Origin of the sequence: Alkalimarinus alittae (assembly GCF_026016465.1) — a bacterium.
GTDB classification, from domain to species: Bacteria; Pseudomonadota; Gammaproteobacteria; order Pseudomonadales; family Oleiphilaceae; genus Alkalimarinus; species Alkalimarinus alittae.
The window spans coordinates 1,099,977-1,113,223 of the sequence record NZ_CP100390.1; the positions used below are offsets into that span (position 1 = coordinate 1,099,977).

Here is a 13,247-nt window from a genome sequence, read left to right on the forward strand (position 1 = left end):
ACAGAGGCCAGACTATGACGACTACCGCAATTCGCCACGATTGGAAGGTTACCGAAGTGGAAGCGTTGTTAGCGTTGCCATTCAACGATTTAATGTTTAAAGCGCAAACTGCTCATAGAGAGCACTTTGACCCTAACGCAGTTCAAATAAGTACGCTGCTATCAATCAAAACCGGTTCTTGCCCTGAAGACTGTAAGTATTGCCCACAAAGTGCGCATTATAATACCGGTCTAGAGAAAGAAAAATTGCTAGAGATTGAGAAGGTCATAAAGGCCGCTAAAGAAGCTAAAGCAAATGGCTCTAGCCGATTCTGCATGGGGGCTGCATGGCGTAACCCTAATGATCGTGATATGCCGCTAGTGCTAGATATGGTTAAGCAAGTCAAGTCGATGGGCATGGAAACTTGTATGACGTTAGGCATGTTGACAGAAGGGCAGGCTGATACATTAGCTGAAGCGGGCTTGGACTACTACAACCACAATCTTGATACCTCAGAACAACACTACGAAAACATTATTACTACTCGTACCTATTCAGACCGTCTTAATACGTTGGCGAATGTGCGCAAGTCGGGCATGAAAGTTTGTAGTGGCGGCATATTAGGTCTAGGCGAGACAGTGACAGATCGTGCCGCTATGTTGGCGCAGTTAGCGAATATGGAAGTTCAACCTGAAAGTGTACCTATCAATATGTTGGTTAAGGTAGAAGGTACACCGCTTGATCATGAAGATGATGTTGACCCTATTGAGTTTGTTCGCACCATCGCCGTCGCGCGTATATTAATGCCCGCCTCTCATGTTCGCTTGTCTGCTGGTCGAGAAGATATGACCGACGAAATGCAGGCACTTTGCTTTCTTGCTGGCGCTAACTCAATTTTCTATGGCTGCAAGTTGTTAACAACAGCAAACCCTTCTGAAAATGAAGATATGCAATTGTTTAAACGGTTAGGTATTCACCCAGAGCATAGACAAGAATCAAAGCCAGAAGACGAGCAAAACGAAGCGTTGGTTGAAGCATTAGAACACGAAAAGCATAAGCACATTTTTTATGATGCTGCTCGATAATTATTGATTGGGTAAGGAGGTTCTCTGTGGGGTTTGAATCTTTAGCGTCTGAGCTTGAATCGCGAAAGAAAAAGCATTTGTATCGCAAACGGCGCTTACTGCAATCCCCCCAGGGAACCGAAGTCCAGTTAGACAATAAACACTTTCTAGCATTTTGTAATAATGACTATTTAGGGCTCGCCAATCACCCTGATGTAGTCAGAGCCTTTCAACAAGCGACCAATGAATGCGGTGTGGGAGGGGGTGCGTCCCACCTCGTTAATGGGCACCACCAACAGCATCATTTGCTAGAAGAAGAGCTAGCAGAATTCACTGGCCGTGATCGTGTATTGCTGTTTTCTAACGGTTATATGGCTAATATCGGTGCGGTAAATGCGCTATTGAGTAAAGGCGATTTAGTTCTCGAAGATCGATTGAATCATGCCTCATTATTAGATGCAGGCCTTTTGAGTGGCGCTCGATTTCAACGTTACCAGCACGCCAATCTCGAAAGTTTATCACAATACTTATCCAAACCCCGAGCTGAAGATAACCGCACACTTGTTGTGACAGACGGAGTTTTTAGTATGGATGGGGATATTCCCCCATTACCGGATTTAGCGAATACCTGTCGTGAAAATAACGCTTGGTTAATGGTCGATGACGCTCATGGTTTTGGCACGTTAGGCCAAAACGGAGGTGGGTGTGTAGAACACTTTGGTTTAGGGCAAGATGATGTGCAGGTTTTAGTGGGTACATTGGGTAAGGCGTTTGGTACAGCAGGTGCTTTTGTTGCGGGTAGTGAACTACTGATTGAGACCTTGATTCAGAATGCTCGGACTTATATCTATACAACGTCGATGCCGCCTGCCATTGCTGCAGCTACTCGTGTCAGTTTAAAACGTTTGCAATCTGAACATTGGCGAAGAGAGCGTTTAGCTGAACTGATTAAGCGATTTCGAACAGGTGCCGCGCAGCTAGGGTATGAATTGATGGACTCTGCTAGCCCTATTCAGCCGATCCTCATCGGAAGCGAAGAGAAAGCCCTAGCGCTAGCGGCGTGGTTAGAAGAACACGGTGTATTGATAACCGCTATACGCCCCCCCACAGTACCTAAAGGCACGGCACGATTGCGAATAACCATTTGTGCCGAGCATACAGCGCAGCAAGTCGACAGGCTATTAGGTCTCCTTGATCAGGCAAGGGTTCAATGAAACTATCACTTGTAGCCTTGATGCAGCGAAGCGGAGTCAGGGATTGCCTGAGTTTAATGGTGAGCCTGAATTCAGCTGCGACAAACCCTGATTATAGTCATGCCGCCTTTCATCAAGGCTACGGGAGCTCATGTGCAAATTGCTATTATTAATGGCTGGGCGATGCCTTCTGTTATTTGGAGTGGGTTTTGTGATTTGCTCAGTACTAAGATGCGTTACGAAAGCCACAAAATAATTGATATTGATCGCTGTTTGAGTGTTGAACAGTGGGTGCAGTATTTGGATGAGATGATTGAGCATGACACGTTATTAATAGGGTGGTCTCTTGGGGGGATGTTAGCTCTCGAGTATGTACATCGGCATCCGGCAAAAATACGCGGCTTATGTACGCTACAAATGAATCCCAAATTCGTCGCTGCACATGACTGGCCCTCTGCAATGACGGAGGATGTATTTGGTGAGTTCAAACAATTGGCTGCGAGCGATAGACAAGCAGATGTTAAACGTTTGATAAAACAATTTTCGTTTCTGGTGACCGCGAAAGGGTTTGATGCTTTAGATGATTTAAAAGCGCTAAAGCCAATATTTTCTGTTGATTCTATTCCTATTACAAACGTGTTGTCACAGAGCCTTGATTTACTGGAGTCACTCGATGTAAGAGACAAAATCAGCACACTTGAGAGACCTCAGCTTCACCTTTTAGGTGAACATGATCAACTGGTGCCTCAATCTGTCTTTAAGCAGCTAACAGAACTTAATAGACATGCAAACGTTGAATTAATAGAGGGGGTGTCGCACTTACCTTGTTACAGTGCTGCAGAGCGTATTGTTGTACCTATGACCAAATTTGCAGGAGGTTTGAGTTGAACTCAATGGAAAAACGACAGGTTGCAGAGTCATTTGGTCGTGCAGCGGGTAGCTATGACAAGGTAGCTTATTTCCAGCGTAATGTGGGTTATCGGTTGTTGGAATTGATACCTCAAGAAACCTTATTAACAAACAATACCACTCGGGTTGATTTGGGCTGTGGTACGGGGTATTTCACCCCTAAGCTTCAGCGCAGTGATAGTCATATCGTCGGGTTAGACCTTTCAGAGGGGATGATTAACCATGCACGCGAAAACCGTGTCGGTGATATTCAATGGATTGTTGGGGATGCGGAAGTATTACCTTTTGCAGATAGCTCTATAGATCTTATTTTTTCTAGCTTGGCGGTTCAGTGGTGTAGCAGCTATGAGCAACTTTTTGCCGAACTTTTTCGTGTACTAAAACCGGGTGGTGTAATCGCTTTTTCAACACTCTTGGATGGCACCTTAAAAGAGCTGGAAGCATCGTGGCAAGAAGTCGATAGTTATAGGCATGTCAACGCATTTTCTGTGTGTAGCGAGGTTGATCATGCATCGGGTGTCGCTGGCTTTAAGCGGTTAGCAAAAGAGCAGTACACCGATGTATTGTCGTTTGACTCTGTTAAAACCCTAACGCGTGAATTAAAAATGCTTGGGGCTCATAATGTGAATGAGGGGCGCTCCCTTAAAGTAACAGGACGAGAGCGAATTTTGCGATTTAAACAGGCTTATGAAAAATACAGATCAGACGATGGGCGTCTACCAGCTAGTTACGAAGTGCTGTTATCCGTATTAACAAAACCAAAGTTAAGGTCAGAGTAGCAAGGAAATTATTATGGCGAATACGTTTTTTGTGACGGGTACTGATACCGATGTGGGAAAGACTGTAGTCTCTGCCGCCTTGCTGGAGGCTGCCAAATCTAAAGGTTTGCAGACGCTCGCCATTAAACCCGTTGCTGCAGGGTGCGAACAGACGGACGAGGGGCTAAGAAATAGCGATGCGCTGTTGCTTCAAAAGCATATGACACTTGATTTAGCATACGAGCAAGTTAACCCTGTTGCACTAGACGCGCCTGCTGCGCCGCATATTGTTGCAGCGAATCAAGGTAAAACGTTATCGGTCTCTCGCTTGGCTGGGTTCTGCCGAGGTGCATTAATGACAAAGCATGACTTCTCATTGATTGAAGGGGCTGGTGGGTGGCGAGTGCCTTTAAATGTGCGAGAAACGTTGGCAGATCTTCCTCGCGAGCTTAATATCCCCGTTGTTTTGGTTGTGTCGTTAAAGCTTGGATGTATTAATCATGCGTTATTGACAGCTGAAGCGATTCGACGAGACGGTTTACCGTTAGCGGGTTGGGTTGCGAATAGAGTGCAGAACGATACGCTAGATTATGAAGATGAAAACATCGCGACCTTAAAATCCTTACTTCCGGCGCCTTGTTTGGGGGTATTACCTTTTTCTTCTCCATTGTCGATAGAAAAACTCTCTAAAAGCCTTTCGGTAGCACCTTTGTTTGCAGGTGTCTGAATATAGTTTGGTTGAAATTTAATCAATTTAATGCTTTAATGACAAGTATTCGTGTAAGTTTGGATATTCTTAACCATATCTAAATAGTACATAAAGCAGTAGAGGTGACATTGATGAACATTGGCTCAGTTTTAAATACCGGAATACAAGGTGTTCAAACAGGTATTCGTGGCATGGAGCAGTCTGCACAAGATATTGTGAAGGCGGGCTCAGGTGAAAGTGCAACGGGTGACTTTATAGAGCCGATCATGGACCTTAAACTTTATGAGAATAGCGTAGAAGCATCGACCAAGGTTGTTAAGGCTGCCGATGAAATGATCGGTACGTTACTCGATACAATGGCTTGATTGTTTATCTCTGGTAAATAGGTTGTAGAAGGGGAGGTGGTTTCATGCAGATTTCGAATGCCAGTGTGCCTTTCCCAAATGCCGTTGCACCGTTCTCTCCAAAAGTGGATCAGCCCAGCTCGGGTGTAACAAAAGACATACTTGTTTCTAGCTTCTCCCCCCTCAGTGAAAGTCAATCGATGGCTTCATCACAAAATAGTCTGAGCCAAAAGGCTGTTGTTTATAGTCCTCAATCGTTAGCTCGATCAGCCAACACTAATACTGCGGCTACGTCAACTCCCGCCAAGGCAGCGCCTGCGGCAAAGGCGATTAACAAGCCATCGGGCGAACCGGTTGAAAGTGAGTTGATACCTGGGCGCCAGCAGGGTGTTTCTGAGGTTGGTAAAGTGGTTGTTGAGCCGACTGAAGAGGGCTCAGAGGACGGGAATAGTGTTATACGTGCGAGACATGATGGTGAGATAACACCTGTTGAAGATAATGGCGTAGCGTCAAAGGCTACTACTGCGGGAGGGTCGTCTACAACTTCTGGAGGCCTTACTCCAGATGAGCGGGCCGTTGTCGGTGAGCTAGCCGCAAGAGATCGAGAGGTGCGTACTCACGAGCAGCAGCATCAGTCGGTAGGGGGGCAGCATGCGGGTGCCGCTAGTTTTTCCTATCAGACAGGGCCTGACGGTGTGCAGTATGCGGTAGGTGGAGAAGTATCGATTGATATTTCGGCAGTGCCTAATAACCCTCAAGCCACCATTGAGAAAATGAGAACGGTCAAAAATGCAGCGTTGGCTCCCGCAGAGCCTTCAGCGCAAGACCGCTCCGTAGCTTCAGCAGCCAATAGAATGATACTCCAGACGCAAGCTGAGTTGGCGGCTCAACAAGCAGAAGAGTTTCAGGCTATTAGATCTGAAACCCAACAAAGGCAGGCTGAATCTGCAGAGAGTCGCGACCAGCAGCAAGATAAACAGGCGGGCGGGCGAACTTCTATCTCAGAAGGGGTGCGTACTTATGAGAGCCTGATCGCGTTGGGTCAGCGATACGAAAATGGATTAACACCAGATATCAAGTTAGACGAAGTGGTGTGATGAGTCGCGTAAGTCACCTCGTGCAGCACAAAATAATACGCCTTATTCACCTATGACGCTTTTCTCGGGTCATATTTCTAATTTATACCCCTCAAGATTTCACCTTTACTATTACGATTTTTAACAAAACTTCTTAATTTTTGTCGTTTGATAGTAGTAAGGCTATCTCATCTTTCTAACCTATTGAAACTATGAAAGTATATCAATTTCATGGGTGACGATGAGGTCAAGTTAGAGACATTTTGTGCCAAAAACAAGCTGATTATTTACTCTAAATTAGGGGATTGTTTCTTGACAATTGGTTAAAGCAAACGTATGTTTCAAACAGTTGTTTGATATAGGTATGTGATAAGCGTATCTATATAGGTTTTAATATGTACGCTCAATAGTATTAAATAGGTACGTTTAACCTTAGTGAGACGTTCTTTACTTGATTTTAGAATGCTTCACTCACTGTACCGTTGTAAATGTTCTGCGACAAATTAGACAGCCTAAACAGTTTATATAGCAATTATGTCAAGTCTACTCTAAAGATACAGGCATGCTAAATGTTGATAAACCGCTAGAGTTGTTCATCGCAAAACCCAGATAATTTCGAGGTAAAAGAGTATGCCAGAATATAAAGCCCCCCTTCGTGATATTAACTTCGTAATGAAAGAACTGCTTGATAGTGAAACTCACTATGCAAGTTTTCCTGGCGGCGAAGAAGCAACACCTGAAATGGTTGAAGCGATCATTGGTGAAGGTGCAAAGTTTTGTGAAGAAGTCATTGCTCCCTTAAACCAGAGCGGCGATGAAGAAGGTTGTACTCTTGTTGACGGTACAGTTAAAACCCCAACAGGCTTTAAAGAAGCGTATTCGCAGTTTGTGGAAGGCGGCTGGCCTACGTTGAGTGCTGATCCTAATTATGGTGGTCAGGGCTTACCAGAGTCTGTAAATATTGCGATTAGTGAAATGGTGGGTACTGCTAACTGGTCTTGGGGCATGTACCCAGGCCTTAGTCATGGTGCAGTAAATACTGTTCATGAGTACGGCACTGATGAGCAAAAAGAGACTTACCTGACTAAGTTGGTTACGGGTGAGTGGACAGGTACCATGTGTCTAACTGAGCCTCATTGTGGTTCTGATTTGGGTATTCTACGTACTAAAGCTGAGCCTAATGCAGACGGTTCATACAGTATTACAGGTACTAAAATCTTTATCTCGGCTGGTGATCATGACATGGTCGACAACATTGTTCATATCGTGTTGGCTCGCCTACCAGATGCGCCAAAAGGCACTAAAGGTATTTCACTATTCATCGTACCTAAGTTCTTACCAGAAAACGGCGATGCAAACTCAGTATCTTGTGGTTCTCTTGAGCATAAAATGGGTATTCACGGTAACGCGACCTGTGTTATGAACTTTGACGGTTCTAAAGGTTGGTTGATCGGTCCAGAAAACAAAGGTCTGAACTGTATGTTCACCTTTATGAACACTGCTCGTATTGGTACTGCACTTCAGGGTGTTGGCGCTGCAGAGGCTTCTTTCCAGGGTGCATTGGCGTATGCTAAAGATCGTTTAGCAATGCGTTCATTGACAGGTGTTAAGAACCCAGATGGTCCAGCTGACCCAATTATTGTTCATCCTGATGTACGTCGTATGCTGTTAACGCAGAAAGCAGTTGCAGAAGGTACTCGTGCAATGTGTTACTTCGCAGCTCAAAAAGCTGACTTGTTACACGGTGCAGAGACTGAAGAAGCGCGTAAAGAAGCTGACGACATGTTGGGCTTCATGACGCCAATCTTAAAAGCATTCATCACTGAAGTAGGTTATGAAGCGGCTAACCACGGTATGCAAGTATTTGGTGGTCATGGCTTTATCTCTGAGTGGGGCATGGAGCAGATTGTTCGTGATACCCGTATCTCATTGATGTATGAAGGAACAACCGGTATTCAAGCACTTGATTTATTGGGTCGTAAAGTTCTAATGACTCAGGGTGCTGCACTTAAGCAGTTCACTAAGCTAGTTCATGTTTTCTGTAAAGAAAATGCTGACAACGAAGAGATGAAGCAATTTGTTGAGCCGTTGTTAACACTGAACAAAGAGTGGGGCGACCTAACCATGAAAGTGGGTATGTCGGCTATGAAGAATCGTGATGAAGTAGGATCTGCTTCTGTTGATTACTTAATGTACTCTGGTTATGTGACAATGGCATACTTCTGGGCACGCATGGCATTAATTGCGCAGCAGAAGTTGGCTGAAGGTACGACTGAAACAGGTTTCTATACCGCTAAGGTTCAGACTGCTCAGTTTTACTTCAAGCGTCTATTGCCAAGAACTAAAGGGCATGCAGAAATGATGCTTGCTGGTGCAGACTCAGTAATGGCGATGGACGAAGAGAACTTCATGTTCTAAGACTTCTAGCTAGAAAAAACCCGCATAATGCGGGTTTTTTTTTACCTGATATAAGACCTAAAGCAGGAGTTTTAGCTTTCTTATTAGGAACTGATATTGAAATCAGGTAAAATATTACGCCCGATTGTCTTATGATGTGCGGGTCTAATACAGATGGATAATTAACATTTTTTTGAAGCTAAGGTATATCAAGATTATTCATCTGTATAGAGAGTACAATAAGTAAGTAACAACTAGGTTTTCAGAGTGGTATATCCATACCGTTAAACACAGTCACAACAGAGGAAACGTAAATGGCTGAGTATCAAGCGCCATTGCGCGATATGCGCTTCGTTCTTAATGAAGTCTTTGAAGCAAATAAATTATGGGCTTCTTTGGCAGGGACTCAGGACACGATTGATCCTGAAACAGCAGAAGCAATACTTGAAGAAGCGGGTAAAATAACAGCTTCTTTGATTGCACCTTTGAGTCGTGAAGGCGATGAGGAAGGCTGTACTTGGCATGAGGCTGGTGTTAAAACGCCAACGGGTTATAAAGAAGCCTACAAGACATTTATCGAAGGCGGCTGGTGTGGCCTAAGCGGTAATGCTGACTATGAAGGCATGGGTATGCCTAAAATGCTGGGCGCGCAATATGAAGAGATGTTGTACTCATCAGATATCTCATTTGGTTTATATGCGTGTTTGACTTCGGGTGCTTGTCTTGCGATTGATGCGCATGCGAGCGAAGAATTAAAGAACAAGTACTTGCCAAAAATGTACTCTGGCGAATGGGCCGGTGCAATGGATTTGACAGAGCCACATTCAGGTACAGACCTTGGTATGATCCGCACAAAAGCGGTAGAGAATGGTGATGGTAGCTACTCTATCACAGGTACTAAGATATTTATTACTGGTGGCGAGCAAGACTTAAGTGAAAATATTATTCACTTGGTATTGGCTAAGTTACCGGGTGCTCCAGCGGGTTCTCGCGGTATTTCACTATTTTTAGTGCCACGTAACTCAGTTGATGAAAATAACGTTGTTGGCGAAAACAACAAGGTTACTTGTGGTTCAATCGAACATAAGATGGGCATCAAGGCATCAGCTACCTGTGTTATGAACTTTGATGGCGCGCAAGGTTGGTTAGTGGGCGAAGAAAATAAAGGCTTGGCCGCGATGTTCACAATGATGAACTATGAGCGCCTAAGTGTAGGTATTCAGGGTTTTGCTGCGGCAGAGCGCTCTTACCAAAATGCCGTTGAATATGCTAAAGATCGTATTCAGGGACGCGCACCTACCGGTGTTGTTCAGGCAGAAAAAGAAGCAGATCCTATTATTGTTCATCCAGACGTACGTCGTATGCTGATGACAATGAGGGCTTACACTGAAGGTAGTCGTGCATTCTCTACTTATGTTGCATCTTTCCTAGATACGGCTAAGTATTCTGATAATGCTGATGAGAAGAAGCAAGCAGACGCAATGGTTGCATTGTTAACGCCTATTGCTAAAGCCTACATGACCGATCGTGCGTTAGATAGCTGTATTGCGGGCCAGCAGGTATTTGGTGGTCATGGTTTCATTCGTGAGTGGGGGCAAGAGCAGCTCGTTAGAGATACTCGAATCACTCAGATTTATGAAGGCACTAACGGTATTCAGTCTTTAGACTTGATGGGACGTAAGATCGTTTCAAACGGCGGTAAGCTATACGAACTGTTTGCAACTGAAGTATCTGAGTTCATTGAAAAGAATGCTGATAATGAGGCTCTAGAGTCTCTTATTAAGCCTTTAGCGGTTGCTATTGAGCGTTTATCTGATGTGACAGAATTTGTTATCAAGGCAGCAGCAGAAGATAAAAATGCTATTGGTGCCGCTTCAGTTGAATACCTCGAGCTATTTGGCCTAACTGCTTATGCGTATATGTGGGCAAGAATGGCTGTTGTTGCTGAACCAAAAGTGGCGGGTGACACTAGTGGTTTTTATGAAGCTAAATTGAGAACGGCAAACTTCTTCTTTAGTCGTTTACTACCTCGATCAGTTTCTTTATCAGAAAGCATTCGTTCTGGTAGTGAAGATATGATGTCGCTTGATTTGGATGCGTTCTAATTAAAGCTGCAGATTATTATTGAATAAAAAAGGCGATCATTTATGATCGCCTTTTTTATGGCTGTTTGTCTCACACTAAAATACGTTGAGATTAGTACCTATCGCTGCTCTTAAAAATAGCCTATAGCGCGTTTGCTCTGGCAGGAGTAGTGATAAAGTGATTCTCATTGCCTTGAATTTCACTTATCCGTTTATTTCTAGCTATTTCCTCCTCGCTAGGAGGATCAACTTGATTCCAACGTTTGAAATCATCAATAGCGCCTATGATAGGAAGCTCATAGGTGTCATGCATATATAGAATTGCTCGAGCAATATCACCTTTGATTTCTTTTGGCGGCTGCAGAAGCTGAAATGATCGACGGAATCCGCAATCTTCTGTTTCTACTTCGCTACCTAGTTCACCAAAGTGAGCATTTTTTCGCTTTAATTCAAAGCGTGAATCGGCCGGCACAATGTTATGGAGGTCGGAAGTGATTTGTCGGTATTTGGTGCTCTCATTACGACACTGTCGTGGCGTTCCACAGTCTAGGTAATCTCGAGCCCAGCTGTTAGCGTATATATGACTGTCTGTGACTAAAACATTCTTTTTGGTAAATGGTTTGTTGCAGTAAAAAGTGATGCCACCGTCTTTGTATAGGTCACCCCAGAAGTGTTTTTTAAGTGTCTCTTTAGGGTCGCTAAATTTCGTTTGAGCTTGCGCCGAAGAAAATGCGATCGTTAAAGTGACCAACTGTAAAAAAGGTACTGCTATTTTAATCATAAAGCCGACTCGATTTTTGATGCTAAGGGTTAAGACACTGTTGGTGTGATGAGTGACGACTAATCAAATAATTCGTTTATGTATCGTAAGTTATTTACTGTTCTTCATCCTTCAGTATAGTTTAAAACCTTAAGCCTTGAATTGAAAGACTGTTTTATTGTTTTACAATATGTTTGTACAACGTTAACCGATGTAACGGGGCCTGTTGATGAGTGTGAGTAAATAGAAAGGGTTATTTGAATGGGGGGCGTTTTTTGAGCTAAGAATAATCTACTAATGTGCGGTCAAGGTAGAGATTTCCCACTTAGTAGAAGAACAAATTCGGCGAGTAACTCCCAGCTTGAACCATACTGTTTACTCCCTTTAATGCTTTGATCAATGCGCTCAGAGAGTTTAATTAGCTGATTGAGCTGTTGATGAGACAGTCTTGAGGCTGCATGGCTAAGTAAGCTTTGTCGCTTGGCTATTACTCTATGTGCTTTAAAGACTGATTGGGCGGGTTGCCCTAGACGATTGCTATTAGACAAGTCATAAACAACGCGTAGTTCTCGTGCTAATGCCCAGAGTATTACGGGAGGTTCTGTTCCTTCAGACTTTAGTCCTTGAAGTACATGAAGTGCATGTTTAGAGGCGCCTTTGATACATTCATCCGTTAGGTTAAATATATCGAAGCGAGCACTGTCGGCAACACTCTGCGTAACTTGTTCAGGGGTGATTTTTCCGTCAGGGCAGAGTAGTGCTAACTTTTCGAGTTCTTGCTTCGCAGCGAGTAGGTTGCCTTCTACTCGTTCTGTCAGTAGCGAAACGGATTCCTGATCAAGAGTTAACCCCATTTGACGACTTCTTTGCTGAATCCAGTTAGGGAGTTGTTCTGCGCTAATGGGCCATAGGGTTACCATACCGCCTATTTTATCGACGGTGCTGACCCATTTTCTCTTTTGCGTTGATGCATCAAGGCGGCCGGTAATAATCAGTAGGACGGTATCTTCAGAGGTTGCTTGGCAAAACTGTTCAATGGCTTTACTACCTTTATCACCTGGTTTGCCGTTATCTATCCTAATCTCGATAATTTTTTTATCGCCAAACAGTGATAGGCTTCCAGCTTCTTCTAGTAGTTGGTTCCAGTCGAACTGGCGATCAGCATGCCAGCTTAAACGTTCCGTAAAACCTTCATCGCGACACTTTTTTCTAATTTCGTCACAAGACTCTTGAACAAGCAGTGCTTCATCCCCGTTTATTAAATAAACAGGGAGAAGTTGATTTGAAAGGTGGCTTTTTAGCTGTTCAGGTTTAAGTTTCATGAATATGCTTGTGTCGCTCGAATGGGACGAAAATTAGCTGACAGGCTGCCGGTAGCTTATCTGCGGCTGTTTTGCGCTGTTTTACTGTGCTTGTGCTGCTTTAATTTTCTCGATTCTAAGTTTGTTGTAGGGCGTTAAACGGCTGATAATTTTAGAAGCGAGTAGTTTATTAATCTGCTCTTTAACCTGTTCTTCTTCTCTGGTCTTACTGATGACATTATCTTCATCAAATCGGTAAGTTTGTCTTGCGGAGGTGGTGGCGTTATCGATTATGATAGTTTGGTCGGCCGCAATAAGATTGAATGTGGCTTTATTGGTGACTTCATATTCAACCGCTACTGCGCGATTTGTAATAGAAACGGCCCTTCGGCTGCTATTAAGCGAAGTGATGCTTAATATGTAGTCGGCTTTGTTATCTTCTACCAAATTAACATCATTGAGTGTAAGTTGTTTGTTAAGTGTTTGGCACAGTACTTTAGAGAGTTCATTGCTACAATGTAGGCTTAGTTGATGCAGTTCTACGGGTATAGCAACACTACCCCTTAATTGAAAGCCGCATGCAGACAATACCAGTGCTATTACGGATATTGAGAATAGGGAACGTTTTCTATGAAACATATTAGCCTCTTGAAAAGAGGGGCAGCGTTATAGC

12 protein-coding genes are annotated in these 13,247 nt (G+C 43.8%); 9 read left to right on the forward strand and 3 right to left on the reverse strand.

All coding sequences use genetic code 11. The annotated features are described in order from the left end of the window. Positions 1-14: 14 nt before the first annotated feature. From bioB to NKI27_RS04920, 9 genes are all read left to right on the forward strand, one after another. A complete protein-coding gene (bioB, locus tag NKI27_RS04880) occupies positions 15-1,064 on the forward strand; it encodes a biotin synthase BioB (protein ID WP_265048568.1) in 1,050 nt (349 codons plus the stop codon). Between the two features lie 26 nt (positions 1,065-1,090). Then, positions 1,091-2,257 (forward strand): 8-amino-7-oxononanoate synthase, encoded by a 1,167-nt coding sequence (gene bioF / locus NKI27_RS04885; RefSeq protein WP_265048569.1) that lies wholly within the window; start codon positions 1,091-1,093, stop codon positions 2,255-2,257. Between the two features lie 132 nt (positions 2,258-2,389). Beyond that, positions 2,390-3,124 carry an alpha/beta fold hydrolase gene (locus NKI27_RS04890; RefSeq protein WP_265048570.1) on the forward strand — a complete coding sequence of 245 codons (735 nt, stop codon included), beginning with the start codon at positions 2,390-2,392 and terminating at the stop codon, positions 3,122-3,124. Between the two features lie 5 nt (positions 3,125-3,129). Further along, on the forward strand, positions 3,130-3,924 hold the full coding sequence (gene bioC, locus NKI27_RS04895; protein WP_265049470.1) for a malonyl-ACP O-methyltransferase BioC: 795 nt from the start codon (positions 3,130-3,132) through the stop codon (positions 3,922-3,924). A gap of 13 nt (positions 3,925-3,937) precedes the next feature. After that, positions 3,938-4,630 carry a dethiobiotin synthase gene (gene bioD, locus NKI27_RS04900; RefSeq protein WP_265048571.1) on the forward strand — a complete coding sequence of 231 codons (693 nt, stop codon included), beginning with the start codon at positions 3,938-3,940 and terminating at the stop codon, positions 4,628-4,630. Between the two features lie 113 nt (positions 4,631-4,743). Beyond that, positions 4,744-4,977: a hypothetical protein gene (locus tag NKI27_RS04905; RefSeq protein ID WP_265048572.1), complete on the forward strand. Its 234-nt coding sequence runs from the start codon at positions 4,744-4,746 to the stop codon at positions 4,975-4,977. A gap of 44 nt (positions 4,978-5,021) precedes the next feature. Further along, the gene (locus NKI27_RS04910; protein ID WP_265048573.1) at positions 5,022-6,053 is read left to right on the forward strand and encodes a putative metalloprotease CJM1_0395 family protein; all 1,032 of its coding nucleotides are present in this window, start codon (positions 5,022-5,024) and stop codon (positions 6,051-6,053) included. 609 nt (positions 6,054-6,662) lie between these two features. After that, on the forward strand, positions 6,663-8,450 hold the full coding sequence (locus tag NKI27_RS04915) for an acyl-CoA dehydrogenase C-terminal domain-containing protein (RefSeq protein WP_265048574.1): 1,788 nt from the start codon (positions 6,663-6,665) through the stop codon (positions 8,448-8,450). A 293-nt stretch (positions 8,451-8,743) separates the two neighbouring features. Continuing rightward, a complete protein-coding gene (locus NKI27_RS04920; protein WP_265048575.1) occupies positions 8,744-10,534 on the forward strand; it encodes an acyl-CoA dehydrogenase C-terminal domain-containing protein in 1,791 nt (596 codons plus the stop codon). A gap of 121 nt (positions 10,535-10,655) precedes the next feature. On the opposite strand, the gene NKI27_RS04925 is transcribed toward NKI27_RS04920, so the two are convergent. From NKI27_RS04925 to NKI27_RS04935, 3 genes are all read right to left on the reverse strand, one after another. Next, on the reverse strand, positions 10,656-11,294 hold the full coding sequence (locus tag NKI27_RS04925; RefSeq protein ID WP_265048576.1) for an endonuclease: 639 nt from the start codon (positions 11,292-11,294) through the stop codon (positions 10,656-10,658). Between the two features lie 284 nt (positions 11,295-11,578). Continuing rightward, entirely contained in the window at positions 11,579-12,595 is a 1,017-nt protein-coding gene (holA, locus tag NKI27_RS04930) for a DNA polymerase III subunit delta (protein ID WP_265048577.1), read from the reverse strand. Positions 12,596-12,676: 81 nt separating this feature from the next. Next, a complete protein-coding gene (locus NKI27_RS04935) occupies positions 12,677-13,213 on the reverse strand; it encodes an LPS-assembly lipoprotein LptE (RefSeq protein ID WP_265048578.1) in 537 nt (178 codons plus the stop codon). Positions 13,214-13,247 lie beyond the last annotated feature (34 nt).